General features: G+C 54.6%; 23 protein-coding genes, 1 other RNA gene and 1 pseudogene. 13 read left to right on the forward strand and 12 right to left on the reverse strand.

Annotated features, from left to right (window positions below; genetic code table 11):
- Positions 1–422: 422 nt before the first annotated feature.
- Both AC2IAX_RS03465 and AC2IAX_RS03470 read left to right on the forward strand, forming a co-directional pair.
- The gene (locus AC2IAX_RS03465) at positions 423–1400 is read left to right on the forward strand and encodes a 2OG-Fe(II) oxygenase (RefSeq protein WP_494389341.1); all 978 of its coding nucleotides are present in this window, start codon (positions 423–425) and stop codon (positions 1398–1400) included.
- Positions 1378–2424 (forward strand): hypothetical protein, encoded by a 1047-nt coding sequence (locus AC2IAX_RS03470; RefSeq protein ID WP_494389342.1) that lies wholly within the window; start codon positions 1378–1380, stop codon positions 2422–2424. Before AC2IAX_RS03465 ends, AC2IAX_RS03470 begins: the two co-directional genes overlap by 23 nt.
- Here the strand turns inward: AC2IAX_RS03470 and ruvX are convergent.
- On the reverse strand, positions 2421–2834 hold the full coding sequence (gene ruvX / locus AC2IAX_RS03475) for a Holliday junction resolvase RuvX (RefSeq protein WP_494389343.1): 414 nt from the start codon (positions 2832–2834) through the stop codon (positions 2421–2423). The two genes, AC2IAX_RS03470 and ruvX, sit on opposite strands and share 4 nt — an antisense overlap.
- A gap of 43 nt (positions 2835–2877) precedes the next feature.
- On the reverse strand, positions 2878–3654 hold the full coding sequence (locus AC2IAX_RS03480) for a hypothetical protein (protein WP_494389344.1): 777 nt from the start codon (positions 3652–3654) through the stop codon (positions 2878–2880).
- 426 nt (positions 3655–4080) lie between these two features.
- On the opposite strand from AC2IAX_RS03480, the gene AC2IAX_RS03485 reads away from it, so the two are divergent.
- On the forward strand, positions 4081–4452 hold the full coding sequence (locus AC2IAX_RS03485; protein ID WP_494389345.1) for a hypothetical protein: 372 nt from the start codon (positions 4081–4083) through the stop codon (positions 4450–4452).
- A gap of 88 nt (positions 4453–4540) precedes the next feature.
- On the opposite strand, the gene AC2IAX_RS03490 is transcribed toward AC2IAX_RS03485, so the two are convergent.
- Entirely contained in the window at positions 4541–5056 is a 516-nt protein-coding gene (locus tag AC2IAX_RS03490; protein ID WP_494389346.1) for a hypothetical protein, read from the reverse strand.
- A 346-nt stretch (positions 5057–5402) separates the two neighbouring features.
- Between AC2IAX_RS03490 and AC2IAX_RS03495 the strand changes: the two genes are divergently transcribed.
- Both AC2IAX_RS03495 and AC2IAX_RS03500 read left to right on the forward strand, forming a co-directional pair.
- Entirely contained in the window at positions 5403–6644 is a 1242-nt protein-coding gene (locus tag AC2IAX_RS03495; protein ID WP_494389347.1) for an FtsX-like permease family protein, read from the forward strand.
- Between the two features lie 947 nt (positions 6645–7591).
- Positions 7592–8233, forward strand: a complete 642-nt coding sequence (locus tag AC2IAX_RS03500) for an ABC transporter ATP-binding protein (protein WP_494390266.1) — start codon at positions 7592–7594, stop codon at positions 8231–8233.
- A gap of 23 nt (positions 8234–8256) precedes the next feature.
- On the opposite strand, the gene AC2IAX_RS03505 is transcribed toward AC2IAX_RS03500, so the two are convergent.
- The 3 genes from AC2IAX_RS03505 to sipA form a co-directional block, all read right to left on the reverse strand.
- Entirely contained in the window at positions 8257–8952 is a 696-nt protein-coding gene (locus tag AC2IAX_RS03505; RefSeq protein ID WP_234406927.1) for an ATP synthase subunit B family protein, read from the reverse strand.
- Complete coding sequence (gene coaD / locus AC2IAX_RS03510; RefSeq protein WP_494389348.1) at positions 8910–9419, reverse strand: pantetheine-phosphate adenylyltransferase; 510 nt, start codon at positions 9417–9419, stop codon at positions 8910–8912. Before coaD ends, AC2IAX_RS03505 begins: the two co-directional genes overlap by 43 nt.
- 274 nt (positions 9420–9693) lie before the next feature.
- Entirely contained in the window at positions 9694–9939 is a 246-nt protein-coding gene (gene sipA / locus AC2IAX_RS03515) for a regulatory protein SipA (RefSeq protein WP_494389349.1), read from the reverse strand.
- 304 nt (positions 9940–10243) lie between these two features.
- Between sipA and AC2IAX_RS03520 the strand changes: the two genes are divergently transcribed.
- Positions 10244–11422: an acyltransferase family protein gene (locus AC2IAX_RS03520; RefSeq protein WP_494389350.1), complete on the forward strand. Its 1179-nt coding sequence runs from the start codon at positions 10244–10246 to the stop codon at positions 11420–11422.
- 326 nt (positions 11423–11748) lie between these two features.
- A complete protein-coding gene (locus AC2IAX_RS03525; protein ID WP_494389351.1) occupies positions 11749–12210 on the forward strand; it encodes a DM13 domain-containing protein in 462 nt (153 codons plus the stop codon).
- Between the two features lie 45 nt (positions 12211–12255).
- Here AC2IAX_RS03525 and AC2IAX_RS03530 read toward each other — a convergent pair whose 3' ends face one another.
- Complete coding sequence (locus AC2IAX_RS03530; RefSeq protein WP_494389352.1) at positions 12256–13968, reverse strand: adenylate/guanylate cyclase domain-containing protein; 1713 nt, start codon at positions 13966–13968, stop codon at positions 12256–12258.
- 486 nt (positions 13969–14454) lie between these two features.
- Here AC2IAX_RS03530 and rplU point away from each other — a divergent pair, with 486 nt between their 5' ends.
- Together rplU and rpmA are read left to right on the forward strand one after the other, a co-directional pair.
- Positions 14455–14793 carry a 50S ribosomal protein L21 gene (gene rplU / locus AC2IAX_RS03535; protein WP_494389353.1) on the forward strand — a complete coding sequence of 113 codons (339 nt, stop codon included), beginning with the start codon at positions 14455–14457 and terminating at the stop codon, positions 14791–14793.
- A gap of 258 nt (positions 14794–15051) precedes the next feature.
- Positions 15052–15318 carry a 50S ribosomal protein L27 gene (gene rpmA, locus AC2IAX_RS03540; protein WP_494389354.1) on the forward strand — a complete coding sequence of 89 codons (267 nt, stop codon included), beginning with the start codon at positions 15052–15054 and terminating at the stop codon, positions 15316–15318.
- Positions 15319–15629: 311 nt separating this feature from the next.
- Here the strand turns inward: rpmA and AC2IAX_RS03545 are convergent, their stop codons facing one another.
- From AC2IAX_RS03545 to AC2IAX_RS03560, 4 genes and pseudogenes are all read right to left on the reverse strand, one after another.
- A complete protein-coding gene (locus AC2IAX_RS03545) occupies positions 15630–17057 on the reverse strand; it encodes a WGR domain-containing protein (protein WP_494389355.1) in 1428 nt (475 codons plus the stop codon).
- 155 nt (positions 17058–17212) lie between these two features.
- Positions 17213–17842, reverse strand: a complete 630-nt coding sequence (gene ruvA / locus AC2IAX_RS03550) for a Holliday junction branch migration protein RuvA (RefSeq protein ID WP_494389356.1) — start codon at positions 17840–17842, stop codon at positions 17213–17215.
- Between the two features lie 17 nt (positions 17843–17859).
- Positions 17860–18105: a hypothetical protein gene (locus AC2IAX_RS03555; protein ID WP_494389357.1), complete on the reverse strand. Its 246-nt coding sequence runs from the start codon at positions 18103–18105 to the stop codon at positions 17860–17862.
- Positions 18106–18605: 500 nt separating this feature from the next.
- Positions 18606–19430, reverse strand: a pseudogene (locus AC2IAX_RS03560) (Npun_R2479 family HD domain-containing metalloprotein); the annotation flags it as partial.
- 250 nt (positions 19431–19680) lie between these two features.
- On the opposite strand from AC2IAX_RS03560, the gene rnpB reads away from it, so the two are divergent.
- Both rnpB and rnc read left to right on the forward strand, forming a co-directional pair.
- Positions 19681–20203: RNase P RNA component class A (gene rnpB, locus AC2IAX_RS03565), an RNA gene on the forward strand.
- Positions 20204–20227: 24 nt separating this feature from the next.
- Positions 20228–21022 (forward strand): ribonuclease III, encoded by a 795-nt coding sequence (gene rnc / locus AC2IAX_RS03570; protein WP_494389358.1) that lies wholly within the window; start codon positions 20228–20230, stop codon positions 21020–21022.
- Between the two features lie 94 nt (positions 21023–21116).
- Here rnc and AC2IAX_RS03575 read toward each other — a convergent pair whose 3' ends face one another.
- On the reverse strand, positions 21117–22346 hold the full coding sequence (locus AC2IAX_RS03575; RefSeq protein ID WP_494389359.1) for an Npun_R2821/Npun_R2822 family protein: 1230 nt from the start codon (positions 22344–22346) through the stop codon (positions 21117–21119).
- Positions 22347–22391: 45 nt separating this feature from the next.
- Between AC2IAX_RS03575 and AC2IAX_RS03580 the strand changes: the two genes are divergently transcribed.
- Both AC2IAX_RS03580 and AC2IAX_RS03585 read left to right on the forward strand, forming a co-directional pair.
- Complete coding sequence (locus AC2IAX_RS03580; RefSeq protein ID WP_494389360.1) at positions 22392–22634, forward strand: hypothetical protein; 243 nt, start codon at positions 22392–22394, stop codon at positions 22632–22634.
- 273 nt (positions 22635–22907) lie between these two features.
- Positions 22908–23936, forward strand: a complete 1029-nt coding sequence (locus AC2IAX_RS03585) for a hypothetical protein (RefSeq protein WP_494389361.1) — start codon at positions 22908–22910, stop codon at positions 23934–23936.
- Positions 23937–23976 lie beyond the last annotated feature (40 nt).

Below are 23976 nucleotides of genomic sequence, written 5' to 3' on the forward strand. Positions count from 1 at the left end.
GGTGATGCTGAAACGGTTGATCTTCCATACCCTAATCGTCGTAACAAGGGGCTTAAGCCCCTTGTCCCCCACGACTACTAGTGCTTTACCAGTACCCCAAGTGATGTCTCAGAAACGGTTGATCTTCCATACCCTAATCGTCGTAACAAGGGGCTTAAGCCCCTTGTCCCCCACGACTACTAGTGCTTTACCAGTACCCCAAGTGATGTCTCAGACCTCTTCTTAGGAGCATGGCCAGAAATCTGGTCAGAAATTTGGGCAAGACCGATCGCCATGGCTTTTCCTCCAGGGAATCAAGATGACCGCCGCAATCAGTTCTCAGATTCCCGATCGATTTGATAAGACGGAAGGAATCAGCAGGAATTAACGCCTCTCGTTGATTCCTGGTCGAATCCCTTGCCATTTACTTCCCCCCATAAACGGTGACTCAATCAGATGGAATGGAGGGCCTGCTCGATCGAGCAGTGAGCACCCTCAATGAAGCGCTGGACTCTCCTGAACTGTCATTGCGCGATCGAACCTTGGTGGCCCTGCGTGTTTTGGAATTGGCCTATGGGATCGACCCGATCGAAGGTCTAAACACCGATGGTTGGGAATTGCCGCAACTGACCCAACGCTTGACAAGCCCAAGCAATCAGCGCCCAAAACCGCGACCAGAATCGCACCTTGACGCAAGATTGAGGTTCACCCCCAACAGCCAGCCCACCACCGGCCCCGATCGGCCCCATGCAGGCAGCACCACCGCCCAACAGCAGGCCTTTTCGTACCCCGTGGCGGTGGCTCCTGTATCGGTTAGCAATACCCAAATTTTGGAGCCAACGGTTTTAGAAATTGACAACTTTCTAAGCCACGAAGAACATCAGTTTGCTCTCAGCACAGCCTTGAATAAGGCCGATCAATTTGTTGGTTCCAAAACCACCACCAACGCTAGCGATTATCGTCGTTCCAGCATTTTGTATGCCACGCTCTATCCAGATCTCTACGAACTCTTGCGCCAAAGGTTAATTGGCCTATTGCCGACGGTTATGCAGCAATTGGGAATGCCTGGCTTTGAGCCGGGACAAGTGGAGATGCAGCTAACGGCTCACAACGATGGCTGTTTTTATAAAATTCACAACGATTCAGGCAGTCCAGAAACGGCCACGCGCGTCCTGACCTATGTTTACTATTTCTATCAGGAACCCAAGCGATTTTCGGGTGGCGAATTGCGAATGTATGAAACGGATATCAGCGGGCCCATGGTGACCGCTTCCGATCGCTTCGAGACCATTGAGCCGCTGAATAATCGGATTGTCTTTTTTGATAGTCGCTGTAAACATGAAGTGCTGCCCGTTGTTTGTCCGTCGCGCCAATTTGACCATGGCCGGTTCACGCTCAATGGCTGGATTCGGCGGGCGTAGTCCTCGGCGGGGAGCAGTCCGGCGGGTTTGGCTGGGCGGGCTGGGGGCGGGGCTGTTGTGGTTGGCGGCGGGGGTGGCCGGGGCGATCGAGCCATCCCAACCAACCCGGCCAGTTCCCATTCCCTATGTGACGTTCGATCGAACCGAGTTGCAGCTCTATCCCTATCGTGGCCGCAATTTGGTGTGGCTGTTGCCGGAGGGAACTTGGGAACCGGAACGATTGCAACCCCTGATTGAACTGGTTGATCGCGCCTACGATTTCTATGCCGAAGCCGTGGCCGGCAAACCCACGCCCTACGGCCCCACCGTTCGCGATCAATTGGGAACGGTGGCCATTGTTCCGAAAACCTGTGGTGGTGGCTGTGGCTACATCTCCAGCACCGGCATTGAGGTAAAAGCGCCTTATTTCCAAGATCTTTACAAGACCTATCAGAAAACCGGTGAATTTGAGACCCTGCCCATTTATGAATTGGGTCGCAATTTTTGGCTGAAATCCTATGCCAAAAAACTGGAATATCAGGGAGTCGATGCCAGTGTCACGGTACGCACCGGGTTTGCGGCTTTCATGCGTTTGGAAGTGCTGGATGTGCTGCAAATTGAACCGGGATCGGTGTATGGCACACCGTTTGAAATTTATCGCCAGGATTTGCGATCGCTCCTGTGGCGTTATCAAGCCGATCGCACCTTGAATTGGCACAACACCTTGCGATCGGGTCAAGCTCCCAAAAACCCCCTCTGTTCCGAGCGGGGAATTTGCATTGGTGCACCGGAATTGTGGGCGGCCATGTTGCTGGAAGTGCGCGATCGCTACAGTCCCAACGATCCCACCTTTGCCAAGCGACTATGGGCCGCCGTGCGCGATCGCCCCGATGCCACTAGCACCCAAGCGGCGGTAGACAACTGGATCATTGCCCTCAGCGAAACCACCGAGCACAATTTGGTTTGGCTCTTTGAAGATGTGTGGCGCTGGCCCGTGTCCGATCGCGCCAAACGCGCCGTTCGGCATCTGCCACGCGGAATTTAGCCTTTGGCAGGGAAAGTTGCTAAAAACCGCTCCACCAGTACGATCGCCGCAATATCATCCACCGGGCGGGGCGGCTGGCGCAGCCCCTGAGGCAGCAACTTACGCCAACCCCGAGGCGGATAGAGTTCCCAATAGCGATCGCGCGCGGCCAGCGTGCTGTAGCGTTCATCAACCTGTTGGATCGGGGGTGCATCGGGCCAACCCTGTTGCAGACGGCTGACCCAGGCCTTGGACGTGGTTTGGTCACCCATAATGATGATCGCTGCTTGGTACTGCTGCTGCCATTGGCGCAATTGCTCGATCGCCCCGTCCGATTGCACCACCTCATGGGCCAAAATCTCGCCACTCGATCGCAGCACCGCCAATCCACATTTAGCGCTGCCCGGATCAAACCCCAAATAAACCGCCATAGGCTCCAATTAGACTCCTCAAGACCAAAACACAGCAACCGGCCTACTTAGCCGCACCGGCCGCCCGCCGCGTCTTCAGGGTGACATTCATGCCCTCGCCGGACTGCTCCAACACCAGCAACGGCGTGGGTTTGGCCTTTTGATCCCAACTGATGGTGACGATGCGGCCCTGGATCGTCGGTTGCCACCGATCGTCATCGTCATCCGCCAAACTGAGGTAGCGCTCCAGGCAATTGATAATTTCCTCGATCGTCCGGGACGTGGGCTGGGTGGGCAATTTGGTGATGCGTACCTGCACTCGAAACAACACCCGCTTCACCCGCTTCACGCCATCGGTGCAAGTTTCATACTCCACATCAAAGAGCTGATCCACTTGGCGGCCTTGGTTGGTTTGCGCGTTGTTTTGATTGCCGGCCTGTTGTTGGGTCGGCCGCAGGGCCACGGACACCATGGTTTTGATCTTCATCTTGATCTGGTTCACGATCGCGAAGTGGAAGATCTCCTCCTGCATCCGCATTCGCAAGTAATCCAAGTTGAACTCACGAGAATTCACAAGATCGGGGTTTGCTTCCATCTTGTGAATGCTTTTAAGGGCTAAATCAAGGCGTTTTTTGAGTTCACGAACTCGGAATTCTTCTGCACGAATTCTCTTTTGGAGCTTGTCTGTTTCTAGCTTGAAATAAACACCACCAGCGACCAGTAACACTGCCAAAGCGCCACTGCTCATGAACCATAAATTATTAGCAGGAGCCGGGGTGGTTGGGGACTGGGCAATGGGCCCAGCAGGCAAGCTAATGACCGGAATAATGGGGGTCGTCATGACAGGCAATGGTGTCATTGAATGACTCATTGGGCAACTCACAGATACGAATCCTCACGGGCGATCGGTGAATTTGTTGAATTCGATGAATTTTTCGATGAATTTAGAAAATTTCCCGCTTCCCCCGCTGTTAGTCAACGGTAACTTTCCCCCTGAGCCAATCACCGTAGCTTCCGTGCGATCGGGTGGGGCCAAAACTTACTAGACGCAGACAAGCACAAAGTTACCCCCCACCGTGACCACTGGCAACGTTGAGAATTGCGAGACTTGTGGTCTGTGGGGCCATGCTGGTTGGGTTGGGTTCCGTGAGCCTGAACCCATTCGGTTGGAGATAACACCCATCGTTCTCATCTAGTCTACATTGGCAATAGAGACGATAGAATAAACGCCTTGGAATATAAGCTTTGAACGTCATTAATAGAAACAATGGATTACACCAGCGGCGGATCGCCCTACGTGTTGTTGGCGGCCGGGGTTGCGGCGGGAGCGCTGTCGGGGTTGGCCTTTGCTAGGAGTTTGCGCGAGCAGGGCCGGGTTTGGCTCAAGTCGCCCGATCGGGATCCGGCGGCCATGAAAGGGCCTGAATTGTGGCTCCCGTTTGTGGGAATGGCTGGCGGGGCTGGCTTTTTTTTGGCGGCCACGTTGCAGTGCTTCGCGTTTCCGATCGCCCTGTCCTATAAACTTTCCCTGCCGGTGGCGGTGGGTGGAGCGTTCACGGTTTGGTGGCAGTTTGGGATTATTTTGCGCCAAATTCAACGGGGCGGCGTGGGGGCGATCGACCTGAACTCGTTGCGCTAGGGTCAAAGGAGCCTGCCACCCCATGAAACCCACGCAGCCAGCAACGAGTTGATTGCAGATTGATTGCGGAGCGATTGCGGATCCAGGGCTAGTTGATTGCGCTCGCTAGACGATCGAACACTTGCGCCACCACCCGTTGGGCTTTTTCATCCAGCCGATGCCAGTCCACATCCCCATCCTCCCCAATCAAGTCCAAATCAATGGTGACTATCACCTCATCGCCCGCGCTGAGGGTACTGAGGGCTTGGTAGTCGCGGAAGCAAATGCTGTAGCACAGTTCCCACACGTCAACGCGGGTGGACTGGCCATCGTGCTCCAGGGTGAACCAATAGCCCGGATAGGGTTGCGGCAAGTCATCCAACGCCGCCGTAATTTCCGCTGCTCGTTCGCCGCTGGCGGTAGTTAACTCTTGCTGCAAAAGGGTAACGCGGGTTTGGATTTCTTCAGACGTGCCGTAGGGAAAGACGGGAAATTCTTCGTAGGTTCCTTTCCAGCCGGAAGATTCCAGTTGCTTGCGAATGTTGTCGATCGTTCGCAGGAAGGCTGGCTGCATCAGTAACTCAGCCCGATACCAATCGTTTAAATCTGTTAATTTGGGACGCATCTGCTGTCGATGAACCGTCAAAACTGCAATACAAAAAACTGACTAGAACACCTAGCTTATCCGCTCCGGTCGTTGGCGCGCATCTCTTGATTCTGATGGCGCTGATTGTTTGGTCTGATGAGGTTGTCGGATGAGGTTGATTGAGCGGATTGGGCGGATTGCCGCTAACCCGTGCCCACAAGTCACGCTGCTAACCTGCGCCCCTAACCGGTTCCAATTCCATCGGGATTATTGACCGGAGCTGGCGGCACTTTGGCGGCATTCTGGCGGCACTCTGATCGATGATTGATTTCACAGGTGATGAACTGCTTGATGAACTGCTTGGCGATTCTTTTTTAGGTGGTCTATGCCCTCGATCGCCCGTAAAAACCTCTTTGAAGATATTCCGCGCCTGTTGGTGGCCCAAGCGGGAATTCTGTTTGCCGTGAGCCTGGTGACCATCCAAACGGGCGTGTTTCGCGGTTTCACGGAATCCACATCGCTGCTGGTCGATCGCTCCAAGGCCGATATTTGGGTCACATCCAAGGACTTGGTGCATTTGGAACTGACCCTGCCCCTGTCCTTTGACCACCTGAGCCGTGTCCAGCGGTTGGCGGGGGTGGAACGGGCGGAGCCGCTGATTTTTGGCAAAGTGCTGTGGCGCGCCCCCAACAATCGGATTGAGTCGGTGATTACCTTGGGCTATCAACCGGATGGGGTGTTATTTCAACCCTGGAACCTGACCCAGGGCCGGGCAACCGAAGTTCAACAACCCTACCGAGTGATCACTGACGTGACGAACCTTCGGAAGTTGGGGCTGTCGCGGGTGGGCGATCGGGGCACGGTGGGTTCCACCCCATTGCAAGTGGGCGCAGTGGGTCAAGGGTTGCAATCGATCGTGTTCAGCCCGTTTTTGTTTATGTCCACCGTGTCGGCCAACAGCCTGCTGAGTGCCGGACGGGAATCACGGTTGACCTGTAGTGTGCAGCCCGATGGGGGGCTGGATTGTGTGAATCGGGTCAGCCCCAAGCCCACCGGAGCCGATCGCCCCGTACCACCTCGATCGCTCAATGCGTCCGACCCGGTGAACTTTATTTTGGTGCGGGCCAAGCCGGGCAGCTCGATCCCAGATCTCCAACACCGCATTGAAGCAGCCTTGCCAGACTCCCGAGCCTTCACCCGCGCGGAATTATCCCGCCTCTCGCAAACCTACTGGCGCGATCGCACGGGGGTGGGGTTTATCTTGACCCTCGGGGCGATCGTCGGGGCGATCGTGGGCATCGCGATCGTGGGCCAAATTCTTTACGCCTCCGCCAGCGAGCGCGTCCGCGAATTCGCCACCCTCAAGGCCATGGGCGCTTCCAGTTGGGTTTTGCGCGGCATTATTGTTGAACAGTCCCTTTGGATGGCAGTCTTGGGATACTTACCCGGCATCGGCCTCTGCGTGGGTGTGGCGCAATTTGCCACCACAGCCGGTGTTGTCATTGCCATTACGCCCCTTAGCGCCTTTTTGACCTTTGGCGTGACGGTGGTGATGTGCGTCAGTTCGGCCCTGTTTGCCATTCAAAAGGTTAATCGCATTGACCCCGCTGTGGTTTTCAAGGCTTAGAAAGAGTCATCATGACCCGGCGATTGCGCTAAGATGCGATCAATCAGTCTGTGCCCCATCCTTAGCCATTCATGAGTGATTTATTAATCATGAACTGGTTTTGCATGAGTTGCTGATCGGTCATTCGTAGTTGTTTGCGGTTTTAATGATTCGCAATTCATATCAGTCAGCATTTTTGAGTCAATCAGAGTAAATCAATTAGAAAATCAATCAGGAACTAATCGATCGTCCCATTGCCTAGTCTTTGTTTTATTATCGTTTTCTCATTCTTTGAAAATCAACTTAAGATTGCTTTAATATTACTTCTATATTTTCTCGCTTCTGCCCTGTAATGCAATGCTTTCTCTGGTTGTTTTATTGGTCATCATTTTAGTTATTTATCTCGTGTCTTCCGGCAATTGAGGATTACTCTATGTTTTGATTAACTTTGCTTTTGAGTCGCCTGTGAGTGATTTTTGACCTGCTTTTGGCTTGCTTTTCTCATTGGGCTATTTTTGTAGCCGCTTCTGAAATTGTCTGTCATGGACGGAAATAACCAGATCCCTGTGGCTGAAACTGGGAATATCGATCGCCCGGAGTCGCGAATTCCCAAAGTTTCCCCCAATCCTGGGCAACCTTGAAAATAGACAATTCTAAAATGGAGAGCTATAGACAATTAATGAAGTGGTTAATGGGCCTCCTGTTCCCGATCGCCAAGAACTGATCGATTAGTCACCTCGGCTAGGTCGGTTAACCGCTTACACTAAGCTCTACCCCCACCACCCACCTCGATCGAATCGGTATCATCTCCCATCCCTAAACCAGCCGTTTCCCCCATGACCGCGTCTACCAATTTCACGACTGCGCCCGCTTTAACCGCTCCGGTGTCGCCACCCCTGATCCGTCGCGATCGCTGCCACGAGGGCAAAGGCGATTGTACTTGGGCGATCGACGCGCGGCATGTTGACATGCGCTACAGCGGTGGCGATGAAGCCATCCATGTGCTGAAGGATGTGAGCCTGCGGGTGAAGCGGGGGGACATTCAATTGCTGATGGGGCCGTCGGGGTCGGGCAAAACCACGCTGCTGTCAATTTTGGCGGGCATTTTAACCCCCACCAGCGGCCATGTGGATTTGCTGGGCCAGACGATTACCCAGTTGTCCCCCAAGCAGTTGGCTAATTTCCGGCTCCAAAATATTGGATTTGTGTTTCAGGGGTTCAATCTGTTTCCGGCCCTGTCGGCGGCGGAAAACGTGGAAGTGGCCTTGAACTTAAAGGGTATTCGCGGCCCCCAGGCCAAAAAGATGGCACGCAAATTGCTCGATCGCGTGGCCTTGAGCCATCGAGCGGATCATCTGCCCAAGGTGATGTCGGGTGGGGAAAAACAACGGGTGGCGATCGCCCGGGCCTTGGCGGGCCATCCACCGCTGATTTTGGCCGATGAACCAACGGCCGCGTTGGACTCCCGCAATGGTCATGGGGTGATGGAACTGTTGCGGAGTTTGGCCAAGGAAGATGGCAGCACGATCGTGATTGTGACCCACGATCCCCGGATTATAGACATTGCCGATCGGGTGGCCCACCTGGAAGACGGCGAGCTGAGCAATTAGGGGCAACTCCGCATGGGTTTTGGCTATTTGCCCAATTTGCCCATGGCGCGATCGGCTTCCTGCTGTAACTGTTGGCGACCGTTGCGAATCACCCGCAGCATGTCGCCCAGTTGCCGCTCAATGCTGCCCAAGACCCGATCGGCATAATCATCGGCCCCATCCTGAATCGCTTCGCATTCCGAAATGGCGGCCCGCCGCATTTCTTCCAGCTCAGCGGCGGCGGCCTGGCGCGTTTGGTCTAATTCATTCAGCAGCCGATCGCGTGCGGCCTGGCATTCTTCTTCCACTTGCTGCCGAATCGAGTCTGCCTCCAGTTGGGCATGGCGCACCAGCTCCGTTTCGGAAATGGCGCGGGCGGCCTGCTGTTTGGCCCCTTCGATGATGTCTTTGGCCTGCTGTTGGGCTTCAAAGAGAATTTGCTCCCGTTGCCGCACGATCGCCTCGGCCTCCCGGAAGGCGGCGGGCAAATTCAGCCGCACCGAATCCAGTTGATCCAGCAACACTTCCTCATCCACCAACGTGCGTCGCCCAAAGGGAATGCGGGGACTGTCCAGCACGATTTCTTCAAGCCGATCGAGGGCCCGTTGCACATCAAAGCCGCTCGATCGCCCCTGGGAATTCGCCGCCGATTGCGTCTCATTCGCTGCCGGTTCCGCCGCCGAAGCTGCCGAATCCGCTACGGGCTGGGGGGCGAAACCAGAGGCATCTGAGGAAAACATCGCTGAATCTCCGCAACAACAGGATCGGGAACGAGGCGATCGACCGGGCCACCAAAGCGGGCGATCTCTTTCACCAAGCTACTACTCAAAAAACTATACTCATTGCGCGTTGCCAAAAAGACGGTCTCGATCGCCTCGGAGAGCGTCTTGTTGGTATGGGCCATTTGCAGCTCGTACTCAAAATCCGACAACACGCGCAATCCCCGTAATAATACGGTTGCCTTTTGCTGTCGAGCGTACTCCACCGTCAAACCATTGAAGGTATCGACCTTAACATTGCTTAAATGGTTGGTCGATCGTTCAATCAGTTCAATCCGTTGGGCCACCTCGAACAGGGGTTGTTTATTGGGATTGCGCAACACCGCCACAATCACCTGATCGAACAGTTGGCAGCCTCGCTCAATGATATCCAAATGCCCCAAGGTGATGGGGTCAAAACTCCCCGGATAGATCGCCCTGACACCCATATGGTCTCTGCTCTAGCTCAATTGGATCAGAAAATTCAGAGGATGTCTGAAAAGCCCAAACTGCTACTTTGTGGATTGCATCGAGCGACGTTGCATCGAGCGACGTTGCATCGAGCGACGTTGCATCGAGCGACGTTGCATCGAGCGACGAAGACAAGGGGCTTAAGCCCCTTGCCCCCAAGATTACGAGCACCTTCGCAAGTCCCCCAAGTGACTTCTCAGACATCCTCTCAGAAGATTCAGCAAATTTACTTCAGGAATTGGGATTCAGCATTCAGGGGGTCTGCACCCGTTCCAGATATTGCGCCGTCAGCAGATAAGCCCCATTGGCAAACCGAATGGCCCAACAGTTCCCGGGCCGACAACCCAGCACCGTCCCCAAGTCCCCGATCGCCAAAACCGATGGCGGCCGCAACATTGGCAGCGGTTCCGCCGTTTTGACGTAGGGCGGCAGGGCCACAAGCCGCACCCGATCGCCCGCGGCCAGGGTGAAACGGTCAGAGTCTTGCAATTCGCTCATAGGTTGGAAATCAGGTGAGGACGCGGGTTTGCACGCGGGTCGGGACTGGGGTTGGAATTTGAATCGGGATTTGAATCGGGAACTGGCCAATTGGGATGGCTGAATGAAAGCTCAACCGGGGCCCGATCGCCCATTCCTCCCGTCCAGCCTAGCACCCGGCTTTCAGTGGCTGATCCATTGCTAATGAATCGCCCCTAACCGGTATCGCAAGCTGGTATCGCAAGCCAGTATCGCAAGCTGGTATCGCAAGTTTGTATTCTTGCTTTCAGTTGTTTGCGCCGGTTGATTGCCCACCGGTTTTGCCATGACGGTCGATCGCCCTTTGCCCGCCGAACCTACCAAACCCCCAAGGTTTCGATGCTTAGACCTGCTGCGGGGCCTGGCGATCGCCGCCATGATTTTGGTGAACAATCCGGGCAGTTGGGCCCAGGTTTATCCCCCCCTGCTCCACGCCGAGTGGCACGGATTCACGCCCACGGATTTGGTCTTTCCGCTGTTTTTGTTCGTGGTTGGGGGAGCCATGGCCTTCTCCTTGGGGCGTGTGGCGGAAAAGGCCCCACTCGATCGCCCCCAGCAGCGACAAATCCATCGTAAATTGCTGCAACGGGTACTGATTTTGTTTGGCTTAGGCTTAGCCCTGAATGCTTCCACCCTGTTGATGCGAACTTGGTTTGAAGGGGCCCCGCTCCTGTGGGAAAAGTGGCGAATTTTGGGCGTTTTGCAGCGAATTGCCCTGGCCTATGGTGCTTCGGCGCTCCTGGTTTTGCACTGCTCTCGACGGGCCCAAGCGATCGCCGTGGCGGGCCTGTGGTTGGGCTATTGGGCCCTGTTGAGCACCACGCCGCTCACGCCCGATGGGTCGATCGTCGGTTGGGTTGATCGAACCCTGCTCGGCGCAAGTCATCTTTACCAACTCACCCTGAATCAACAAACCGTGGCCTTTGACCCGGAAGGGCTGTTGAGCACCATCCCCGCGATCGGATCCACCCTCGCGGGCTATTGGGCGGTGCAGTGGCTGAAAACCCAGCCCATCAAAGCCCTAACCGCCTGGCGCTTGACGGGGGCCGGCGTAGGGGCGATCGCCCTGGGTCGGCTTTGGGATTTGGCGTTACCGCTAAATAAGCAACTTTGGACCAGTTCCTATGCGCTCTATGCCGCCGGTTGGTCGATCGTCTTGCTTGCGGGGTGCTATGCCCTCACGGAAATTCGGCACGCCCACGGCATTAGCCGCCCCTTTGAAATTTTTGGAATGAACGCGATCGCGGCTTTTGTGGGTTCCGGGTTGGTGGGGCGGCTGCTGAACCGCACCCACATTGGCAGCGGCCCCGATGCCCCCAGCACCTATCAATGGCTCTATCAAACCCTGTTTGCTTCCTGGGCAGGCCCCATGAGCGGCTCGTTGCTATTTGCGATCGCCATGGTGCTGCTGTGGTGGCTGGCCATGTATGGGTTCTATCGCCGGGGCTGGTTCCTGAAGGTTTGAGGCTTAAGACCTCGAGGGTGATGGGCTGGCCGCATTGAGCACTAGAAAATTTGCAGAGCAATCAACCACTCGATCGACCCGATCGCCGCGCCTCATTTCCCACTCATCTGGGACTCATCTTGCCCGTCTACCTTGGTAAATGTGGACAGGCAACCCAGCAACCCCAACCAGCGCGATCGCCTCAAACCTTGTTGTGTAGAGATCCTGTGGAAATGTTGCACGGGTGTTGTGTAGAGACCCTGTGGATTCCTCAGGATTGCTGCCTTGCCGCCGCCACGCCAGATTTTTCAGCGACCCAATCTTTAGGTTCCGAGGACTGAATCGTTATGAAACGGACTGTTGTAGCGTTGGTTTTGGCTATGAGCGCGATCGCCCCGGTTGCTTCCATGGCCGTTGCACAAAGCCCCTCTGCCACCCTTGCCCAGCAAAGCCGCATCACCCTGCCCAAGCAATCAGCAAGGGTGCTCAAGTCCGGAAACTTCATGGCCCTGGAGCATCCCACCCAAGGCACAGCCCGAATCGTCATGGAAGGCTCTCAGAAGATTTTGGAATTTGGCAACAACTTCCGCAGTGACAATGGCCCAGCTCTGAAGGTGGTGTTGCATCGATCCGCTCGACCGGGAATGCAACTGACGGAAGGCCAATACGTGGTGTTGAGTGCGTTGCAAAAAACCTCCGGTTCCCAACGTTACGTGATCCCCAACAATCTCAATTTGGCGCAGTACCAATCCGTGGCCATTTGGTGCCAACAGTTCAATGCCACCTTTGGGGCCGCAACGCTGAACTAGCATCGCCATTTTCGGGGGCAGTGCAACGGGGGTTTAAGCAGTAGCTCATGACGGGGGATGTGGATGCAAATCAGGATCTGACTCTTGGTGGCTGCTGAGTTCACCGATTAACCAATAGGTGATCATTTCGCCTTTGCCCTTCACAGCAATTGTGCCCCGTTGCTCCAAGTGGAAATAGCTGTGCAGGCGATCGAAAGCGGCTTGGCTGACCTGGATTCGGCCCGGCTGCCCCAGGGTTTCCATCCGGCTGGCCACATTCACCGTGTCGCCCCACAGGTCATAGACCAGCTTTTTCATGCCAATCACTCCAGCTACGGCGCTGCCGCTGTGGATCCCGATCCGCAACCGAAAGGGGCTGCCATCGGGCTTGCGATATTGCCCGATCGCCTGTTGCATGGCCAGGGCTAAATGGGCGATCGCAAAGGCACTGTTCGATCGGGGCTTGGGCACACCGCCCACCACCATGTAGGCATCCCCGATCGTCTTGATTTTTTCCAGGCCATATTGCTCCACCAAGTCATCGAAGGTGCAAAACACATCATTCAGGAATTGCACCACCACCGTGGGCGGATGCTGGGCGGCAAAGCTGGTGAAATCCACGATGTCCGCAAATAAAACGGTCACATCGTTAAAGGTTTCCGCCACGGTTTGGGAGCCGCTGGCCAGTTGTTCCGCCACGCCAGCGGGCAAGATGTTGTGTAACAGGTCGTTGATCCGCTCGGTCTGGGCCGCCAGTTGGGCGGTACGGCGAGCCACGCGCTGCTCTAGTTCGCGGTTGAGAGCGGCGAGCGATCGCGCCGAGCGGGAGCGCTCGGATTCCGCCGCCGACAACACCATCGAAGTAATCGTGATTACACCCAAAAAGGCCTGCAAAAACAGCACCGCCTGTTGGGTGCTGCTGGCTTTGGCCACAAAGGGGCCCATCCCAAAGGCCGTGCCCCCGATCGCGATCGCTGAAATCAGAAATGACCCCACCGCTGCGGCCCTTGGTCCAAACTGCATCCCCGCCCACACCACCAGGGGAAAAGGCAAATATTCCAAAGGATAGCGGGCAATATCCGCCTCCGTTTGGGCCCAAAAGACGATGCCGCTGCTGCCGAGTAATAGCCCGAGCCAGAGGGTGCGCAGGAGCGATCGACGCGTGCTTTTATGTGGGCGCAGTTGCGTGATTCGTTGCCAATCTTGCCGCTGGAGTTGGGCCACCATCAAAATCAGCGGCACAAAGACCAATACGCCCATGGCATCGCCCAAAAACCAGCCCCAACGCACCGTGGCAAACTCCGACCAAGGCAAGTTACCGGTCAGGCACAGGGCCAACACACCGCAGGTGCAATTAATTTGGGGGGCAATCAGCACGCCGCTGACCAAAAACTTCAGCACATTCGACACGCGATCGAACACATTGCTGCCCCCCAGCCGCCGAAACAGCCACACCCCCAGGACAGCCTGAACCGTTGCGCCCGTGCAGCCAAACAGTCCCAACAGGGGAATCGTGATTCCCGGGTGGATCAGGTCATAGAAATTGATGCCAATGGCGATCGCCGGCCACAGCCGAAAACCACCCAACATCAGGGCCGCTTGGGCAATGCCGGCCGCCGGCCAAACCGCTGTGCCAATTTGGTGCAGACCTGGTAGGGAGACGGCCACATAGGCTGCAAGTCCGTAGGCGATCGCCACAAAAATAATGGCCCCGACCAGTTCTCCTCGGGAGCCGGGTTGCGCAATGTTCCCAAATTTGACCAGCCAGCGATGATTCAAAATCCGTTGGGCGCTTGCTTGGGGAGCCTAGTGGGGAGCGATCGAGGTTGGATCGGACGCGATGCTAATGGAGATCCTAATGCGAGAAACGCTGAAGCATCGATCAAGGCCGGCGCTGGGAAATCGGGAGAAGGGCGATGAGTTCATGAATGGCGCAGTCATGAACCGGTCAGGTGATGGATTGGGGAATAGAAATTGGCCGATCGCTCAGATCTGCCATGAGTTCAATGCCTAAGTTCAATGCCTAAGTTCAGTCATGGTTAATAGAACAAATGGTTAACAGAACAAGTTGACAGAACACCAAGCCTTGGGGATGATGGTAAATCGGCGCTTAGTCAGCCAACGACGACCTAGCGACCCCCGATCGCCCCGCTTGTTTGAAACGGCTGTGATCGAGTCGCGTTGCAATCTTGCTCGGATCGGGTCGAGCAAAAGCCAGCCTCCGCGCCAGCTACCCGTACGGCAACCCTCATTTTCGGAACTTTCATGGCCTACGCAATTGTTGAAACCAGCGGCACACAACTTTGTGTCGAACCGGGTCGTTTCTATGACGTGAACCGCGTGTTCGCCGACGTAGACGAAACCGTAACGCTCGATCGCGTTCTGTTGGTTCGCGATGGCGAAACGATCGACATCGGCGCACCCACCCTCGAAGGGGCCACCGTCACCGCCAAAGTGCTGCGCCACTTCCGCGGCCGGAAGATTATTGTTTATAAGATGCGCCCCAAAAAGAAAACCCGCAAAAAGCAAGGTCATCGCCAAGAACTGACCCGCTTGGTGATTGAGTCGATCACCTACGGTGGCAAGACCGTTGCGGCGGAGTAAATTTGGGACTTGGGCAAAGGGGGCGATCGGGCATTGGTGAAGCATTTCAGGTGAATCATCTCAACGGGTTCTCCCAGATGCCCAAACCAACAGCCGATCCTGAAAACCTGTATTGCCCAACTCGCCAACCCTCCCTCGATCGGAGACTGCCTTGGTTGATTGCCATTAGCCCGTCTGTGGTTACATGGATCAGGGTGCGATCGAGCGGTAACCCCCACAGTAACGAAATTCAACCGAAGTTTTTAGAGGTAGCTCGTCATGGCTCACAAAAAAGGGACAGGTAGTACTCGTAACGGTCGCGACTCTAATTCCAAGCGCTTGGGTGTGAAGCGCTACGGCGGTCAGATCGTCCGCGCTGGAAATATCCTGGTGCGTCAACGGGGCACTCAGGTTCACCCCGGCAACAACGTGGGTCGCGGCAACGATGACACCCTGTTCGCCTTGGTGGATGGCGTGGTGACCTTCGAGCGTCGCGGCAAGAGCGGCAAAAAGGTCAGCGTTTATCCTGCTGCTGCCGAGGCCTAAGATTTTTCCCGTCTCTAATTAGATTGACCTTTGAGGGGCGATCGAGCGATCCAAAATCAGAAAATTCAGCCCCCATAGGGCGCATTTTTTGAAGTCTGGATCCAAGGCTCGATCGCCCCTTAAGTTATCGCTGGATCGATTGCTGCTCCCAATCCGATCGCCCTAGGCAAGGGGCTTAAGCCCCTTGTCCCTCACGACTTCGCAACGGCAATGTCAGGGTTTTGGACGATTTGACAACAGACCCCAAGGCCCCTTACCCCTCACGATTTTGCAGCGGCAGAACAGGGATTTGGGGGATTGGGCCACGGCTCCTAGTCCACCAGCCGCTTAATTTCCCCGCAAACGCGATAAAACTGCCCCCGAGCCGATTCCCGCAACTCGCTCACCACATACTTAGCGCCCTCTTCGCGCACATTGCGGGGAAACTGCACGTTCCAATCAGCATGGTAACCGGGGGACAGAACCCGCACTCGCAACTTGTCCCGATCGCGCACACATTGCACCACGATGCCTTCGCCGGGACTGCTGACCCGTTCCACCACATCCGAAACCGCCGTGCCTTCCCCTTTGGGTGCAAGAATTTCAGCCGGTGCGGGAATTTGCCCCTGCTGGGCCGCCTCGATCGCCCCGGGAGTCACATCCAAACAAGCCAAATAGCCATTGGTCGTCACCAAATACAGCCGGTGATCATGCCACTGCATCGACAGGGCGGATCCACAGCCGCTGGCTAACTTCCAAAGCCGCGTTCCAGTGCGATCAAAGCAATAAACTGACGAGCAATTATCCCCCGCAAAAATATATTGCCCCTCCGCATCAGCCGCACAAGAATAAACCGCTGAATCGCACTGACATTGGGTTAATAATTCGCCCTGTTTGCTGAATTCATAAACTAATTTACTGCTCGTGCCTGCATAAACCGTGGAGCGCCCTTGCCAACCAAATAGCACAGAGCCTTTGGTGGTTTGTTGCCATTGCACGCGCCCTTCCAAAAAGTCATAGCAGGTGATGCCATTGCTGTGGCCGTGATAGATTCCTTGGTCATCGCAGCGCACCATCCAACCGGCTTGGCCCGTGGAAAGCCTCATCCAATTGCGCTCTTCCTCTTCCGGGTGAAACAGCGCCACCTGACCATTTTGATCGGAAACGCCTAGCCATCCGTCATAGATATCGAGCCAATAAATGTCGATATTTTCTTCAATTTCATAGGCCAATCGCGGCAGTTTTCCCGACAAGTCATAGACATTGCCGTCATCGCACCCGGCATAGAACCAGAGATCATCGGCTACCAAACATTTCACGCCGTCGGGTAGCTGAAATTGATTGAGAACTTGGCCTTGCTGGTCAAGGGCAAACACTTGGCCCGATTGATTGCCTACCCAACAGGCGGTGGGGCCGATGAAAATGCCAAAGGCGGCGGCTCCGGAGTTGAATTGCCAAAGAACGGGGGCCGATCGAGCGGTGGAACGGCTGCTGGTGACCTGGCGGCGCGTGACGGAACGCTTGGGCCGGCCCCCTTGCACGGCGGGTTCATAGCCCTTGCGCAGTTTTTCTTGAATCTTTTTTTGGGCTGCGGCCTGGGCTTTTTCGGGGGTGGGATAGTCCTGGGTTTGCAGCCGTCCAGAATCCCCGATTCGCCCGTAGCGGATGCTGACGGTGTTGTCTTGCACCGTGACTTCATAAAACTTGTGGGATCCGCCGTCGGCTTCTGACAGCTCCAGGTAGGTGACGGAATGGCTCATGGGGGGCTGAGGAAGAGTGGAAATCTGCCCGATCGGGGAGACTGCTCCAACCTAGCTTCTGTGGATGGGTTGATCAACCAATTGCCCATTGGGGGCACTGTGGGCGGCAGGATGATCGAATTTCTCGATCGCGCCACCCGATCGCCTCAAATACCTCAAAGGGCCGATTGACTCAGCCAGGCGATCGCCTCGCGAATCCAACGTTCCGGATCGCCTTCCTTGCTGAGGGCGGTTTGCTGGCCCACGGTCTCCAGGGCTTGGGTCACCTCCCGATCGCTGTAGCCCAAAGCCAAAAGGGTCATTTCCACATCTTCCCGCACCAGCCCCACCGGCCCGGCCGCGGGCGTGGTGGATAGCCCCGACTGATCGCGCCATTCCGCCAACTTGGTTTTCAGTTCAAGGGCAATTCGGCCAGCGGTTTTGGGGCCAATGCCGGGGGTTTTTGCCAGCAGGTTGGCGTTGCCGCTGACGATCGCTTGGATCAGCACCGGTAATTCCAGGCGATCGAGCAGGGCGATCGCCAACTGTGGCCCCACACCATTCACGGCAATCAGTTGCCGAAACAGATCCCGCTCCGCCACCGTGGCAAACCCGAACAGCAACCATCGATCGTCTCGCAGTTGCAAATGGGTAAAAACCTGCACCGTTTCGCCAATGACCCATTCCATGGCCGATCGGGGCAACAGTTGCACTTCATAGCCCACCTGCGCCACATCCAACAGCCCGATCGCCCGATTGCCCTGCACCTGAAGGGCCAAAACCTGCCCACGCAACGATCCAATCATTTGCGCCTCATTCGCGCCTATTTACCCACCATCACCGGCCGCACCGGTTGGGGCCGCTCCGTCACCACCGTGGGGCCGCAGCTCCGGTATTCATAGGCATCGCAGGGCACATAGCAATTGTTGGGCCGCCAGCATTCAGAAGCCCACAGCAGCGGCCGCCACAGGCAGGAGCCATCCGGGCATTCCTGCAAAGCCGGTGACAGCAACTGCAACACGATCAGATAAGACACCACACCCATGAATATGCGCGTACCGACAAACATTGCCATTCACCTCCTCTGTTGGGGCTATTGTGGGGGCGATCGATTGGGGCCATCCTACCCTAATCGTCCTAGCGGATTCGAGGGAGTTACGCCACCCATTGGAACCGGAACTCTTGGCCTATTTCAGACCTGGCCTTAGAGGATGCCTGAAAAGCCAAAATCGATACTCTGCACGCCTCATCGATCGACGAAGACAAGGGGCTTAAGCCCCTTGCCCCCACGACTATTGGTGCATTGCCCGTGCCAAAAGACACTTTTCAGACATCCTCTTAGGTTTGAATCACTGGAATTTTTGCAGCACTATTCAACGCCTCTAGGGCTTCTTCAGTGCGTTCTTCTCGTTTCAGCTCGGCGAGATCGCCATTCAAGGCATGATCCAAATTCTGATTTAAATCATCATTGCGGTCAGGATTGCGGTCAGGGGTTCGATCGCCACTGCGATGACTGCTTTGATCCTCTTTGCGATCGCCGGCATCGGGCGGAACCACTGAATCTTCCGGTTCATGTTCCACCACAAACACATTGGAATAAAGATTTGCAATCACTTGCTTGCCCTGCTGAGTCAGGCGCAAATATTCCAAGGCATCTTTCACATAGGGAAAAACACCATTCCAATAGAATTTGGGATAGTTTTTGCGCAGATCGCCCGGGTGAGCATAGCCTAAATATTGATTGGTGCCAGTTTCTTCAAATTCGTAATAAAGGGCGCTGATTTTATTCAGATAGCGCGGATCAGACAATTGGCCAATTAAATCTGAAGCTCGCACCATGCCTGGATAGTTCAGGGTGTCTTGGTGATCTTCTTCCTTGGGAACCGGGAAGCGGGTGAGTTCAATGTTGCGCTCGATCGCCTCAGAGTCAATTAATTTGTGACCCCCAAAGCGTTCCTTTATAAACATTTTGGCGCGATCGACATGGTAGGGCGTGAGGCTGGCATCGGAAGCCCCCGGCCGCAGCTTCACCAACTCGTCTCCGCGTCCGGTGGCGTAGTAGCGGCCATTGTCCAGGCGACAAACCCCTTTGACATAACCGATGTCGTGACAGAGCAGGGAGATGATGAAATGCAGCCAATCTTCTGGCGACACGCCCCCTTCGCGAATATGTTTGCCCCGGATCACTTCCTGGCCCACCAGGGTGACCAGGATGGTGTGTTCCACGTCGTGGTAAAGCGCGTCACTGTTGGCAATGTTTTCGAGGGCCATGTTGCCGGCCCAGCCAATGATGTCTTCGTACTCCGGTTTCCAGCCGCCGTAGGTACGCCGATAGCCCTCTTTGAGGCGATCGACAAATGCATCAATCAGAATTTCCGTGGCGTTAAACAACATAGGCGAGGGGGTCGCGGGAGGCGATCGCAGCGCATCCGTTGGAATCCGAGTCGATTGTAACTGAGTCTGAGAGTGGCTTGCCGTTGTTGAGTAACGGTTTGCCCATCAGCGCGGCCCTAGCCTAAGGCTTTGGGAACCGGTTTGGGGGCAACGGCGATCGCCCTTGGGGGTGCGAGATCCATGGGGGACGGGCATTCATCCGGGGCTACGAGTCAGTTTTGCGACCAAGCGATAAACTGGATAGACGGAGAGTGTAGGCGAGGTGGTTGCGGATGATCAGCCGGATCTTGCTTGGGCTAGCTCTGGCTGGTTCAAGGGATGATCGGTTGTCATCTGAGGAAAGTCCGGGCTTCCGAAAGACCAGGCTTGCTGGGTAACGCCCAGTGCGAGCGATCGTGAGGATAGTGCCACAGAAAAATACCGCCGAGCCACCGAGCCGCTTAAAAATTCCCCACCCAAACTGTCCCACTTTGCTGCGGCAGAAGATTGTTTTCGGTGACTGAATTGTTAACGGCTCTGGCTCGGTAAGGGTGCAAAGGTGCGGTAAGAGCGCACCAGCAGCATCGAGAGGTGCTGGCTCGGTAAACCCCGGCCGGAAGCAAGGTGAGGGACGAGGGTTGGTCTTTTTCCTGTCCCGCTTTGAGAACCGCTTGAGGCGATCGGTAACGATCGTCCCAGATAGATAACCGCCCATTGATTGGCCCTTGGCGTGCGGCTTGCTGTGCTCCGAGGCCAGTTGAGGACAGAACCCGGCTTACGTCCTGCCTCTCCTTTTAATTTGTTGTCCAGAAGCGTTCATGGGTTCGTTGGCATCAACCGTACTAAGCTATCCCCGCCGACAACGGGATCTCGAAGCCCTGTTATCGCGCATGGGGTTGAATGAGGGTGCAAATGTCGATTGGGTGTTGCTCGATCGGGCCCTGACTCACCCCACGGCGGATTCCCAAACCAACTACGAACAGTTGGAATTTGTGGGGGATGCGATCGTGCGGACGGCGGCGGCCGAATTGCTGTGGGAAACCTATCCCGATTGGCCCGTGGGCGAAATGGCGGCGGCGCGGGCCATTTTGGTGAGCGATCGCATGTTGGCGCGAATTGCCGACACCTATAATCTGGAGCGCTACCTGATCATGGGCGGCAGCGCGGCCCGGGATCTGGAAGGGCGGCAATCGCGCTTGGCCGATGCCCTGGAAGCAACCATCGGAGCCTTATATCTTTCGGTGCGATCGCTGGATTTGGTGCGGCCTTGGCTCGATGACCATTTTCGGGCGATCGCCCACCAGGTGCGCAACGACCCGGCCCGCCAAAACTACAAAGCGGCCCTCCAGGAATGGACCCAAGGGCGCTACAAATCCTTGCCGGAATATCGAGTGCGGGAACTGAGCGCCGTTCATGGGGATGTGCAGCGCTTTGAGGCCCAGGTTTGGTTCCATGGCCGTTGTTTGGGCCAAGGCCGCGGTCGATCGCGCAAATTAGCGGAACAGGCCGCGGCCCAGGAAGCATTCCTCTGGCTGTGTGATCGGGATGATTTGCCTAGCGATTTACCCAGTAATTTGCCGAACGATTTGCCGAACGATTTGCCAAACGATTAATGAGGTAATTCACTGGGCAATTGCGATCATTTACCCGTTGAAAAACAGTGCATCAACCCTGTCATTAACCCCCGCTCATCAACCCCACAATGCACTAGGCGGACTTGCGAATCCATTGCTTGAATTTCTGCTTAAACTTCCGTTGGGCCCGCTCCCACAAACTTGGAGGCGCATTATGGGCCCGGGGGCGACCAACCAAGCGGGGGCGCTGCTGCGGATGCTTGAGGTAGCGGTAGTGCAAGAAGGTGTCGCGATAGGGGAAGGTGATATTTTCACCCGCGCAAACCCTGGAAAAGAGGGACGACGATAGGCCGATATAGTGCAAATAAAGCAGAGGGCGATCACGATCAAACACTTGCCCCGATCGCTCCACAAAATGTTTTGAAGTGACGCTATTGCCCGTGACCTGTTCCTTGGGCCAATGGTGCGCACAGTTATGAACCTTGAGGTTCGATCGCATCACCAAATAGTTCAACAGTGCCTGATCGGCCGATCGGGGATAGAGCACATCTGACTCGCCGGCCTGAAGCTGTTTCAACAACTCATCGCAGCGATCGAGTGTCAGCACGCCTCGCTTGGTGGCATACAGCCCCGAACAAAACAGCGATTGCTGCATTTGCTCCGGCGAAAACAGCGATTTCAACAAAGGACTCGCCACCCGATACACATGGGCCGGGTCTTTGTACTGAAAATCGTAGGTGACCCAATCGGCGGTTTCCAAGGCCGCAAACAGGGGCGCGAGGGGCTGGAGCACTAAGGTATCCGCATCCAGATAAATGAATCGATCGAACGGGCCCTCGAAGGCCGCCAACCGCCGTCGCCCACCCATGGTGCGCCCGTAAAGGTTCGGTTCTTGCTCATAAAGCTGCAAGGCCAGGGGGGTGGCTTCAATGACGGATTTGGAAAACTGATCCCAGCGGGCCATTAAGTCCCAATCTTCCAAAATCCGCACATGGGGCCAGTCGGCCAAGACGGTTCTTAGGCGATCGATTCGATGGTCATAGGGACAAACCATCACCGGATAAGGGCTGCCATCAGGCAAGCGGCCGCCGTTGGCTTCAACGCTGTTCAAAAAGGCGATGAGCTGATCCAGAACCACATCGTTGGCTAATGTGTAGAGACCATCCATAAAAATCCCCCCCCGGGTCTTTGTGAGTTCGATCGCGTTTGGGATCGCTACTCTGTGGAAGCCACCCGATCGCGACTTATTCAGGTTTAACCGATCGCCCTTGGGATTACCTCGCTGGCCATTCGGGGGCTGTAGCCCCACCAGGTGATGTGAGGTGATGATTGGTCGATCGACTGGAACCAAGGGCAGCAGCACTCTAGAATTGATTACAATTGATAGAGAGTTGTTGGGAGGGCGGTGATGACGCTACTAGAATTGCAGAATCAGGCGTTACAGTTACCAATTAGCGATCGCTGGCGCTTAGTCCAGTCCTTGTTGAGTTCCATTCAACAGGAAACGTTGGTGTTTAGCCCTCCAACTCCAAGTGCCAATTCAGTTGCCGGTCTTGCCCCCTGGACTCAAAGCTTAATTGGCGTGATTCAGCTCAGTGAAGAAGATCCGACAGATGCCTATGAGGATTATCTGGAGGAGAAGTACGGGTGAAGCAAGTCTTATTCGACAGTGACGTTTTGATCGATGTTTTAGCCCAACACCAACAACTTGCCTCGACACTATGTTATGGGCTAGCCTATACGGGGCCACAACCTACCCCACCACTCGCCAAGTTCTCATTGAGTTGCTAAATCACTTGAAGACGAGTTATTTTGCGCCTCTAATTTGACAGATAGTGATATTGCTCTGAATTTTTGAAAAATCACAAGTTTATCTGTCAGAATTTATTACAATTCACAACAAATTCCGAAAATTCATCTGAATATGACTGACTCACAATCACTTGACTCTGGAAGCATTGTCCCCAACTCAGTTGAGGCAATTTCGCCTAGAACTCTTGATGATTTGAAAGCTATTTTTTACTTATACAATGCAAAGCCTGATACAGAAATTCGCTTTTTGAAAGATGGAAAAATTGTAGAGCTTGCAGATATCAGAAGCCTTGAAGAACAGGTGGCAGCCAAGCTTGGCAATCATCATACTCTTGGACAAACCGCATCGATAACTTTTACCCTATCTAACAAAAAAATCAAAGAATTTTCTACTTGGGCTGAATTTGAACGAGCACAATTGAACACGGTGAATGAAAGAGTTCAGGCACTTAACATTAGCTGGAATATTCTCATCAAATTGCCGCAATATAAGTCGCCGCAAAGTCACTCGATGAAAGTGAGAATGGGAAATGCTATACCACCCAAAGATATAATTCAATTAATCTTTACCAGCGATGATATTTCAGAAGTCATGGAAGCAGAGTCTCCGGGTGTTTGTAAGGTTGATTTTATAAATAGTATAGTCGCCAACGAACTCCTCTTCATTGTGGATGAATGGTATAAAGGTTTAAAAAAAGCACCTGAACCTGGTGCCATTCAGAAGTTTCTAAAGAAATCTGGAAAAGACACAAGTCGGCTTATTCGACTTCTTTTTCCATTGCTTTGTCTATGCATCACATGCAACTACACGGACTATATATACCCAATTATTGGAATTGGGCAGGAGCTTTCCATCAGTTCCTTGCAAGCAGTTTTAGTGTTTTTGTTAACTGTCTTTGTGGTTGGAGCCTCTCTAGGCAGTGCTATCGAAAGGTCAATTGACAGGCTAATCGATAAGCTTGAAGTGTATCCGAAATTCCTAATTACGAAAGGCGATCAGAATGCCGTAGATGAATTTGAACGTAGTAATAAAAAGCTAATTAATGAGATTTTCAAGAGACTGGCTTGGATATTTTTTAGCATTCCTGTATCTTCTGCCGTAAAGCTATTAGCTGACTACCTTAGTCCTTTGAAGCATTAATACATCCAGGAGAGCGGCACGAGAGTGAGTGAAATAGACC

Source organism: Limnothrix sp. HT2024 (genome assembly GCF_059138625.1).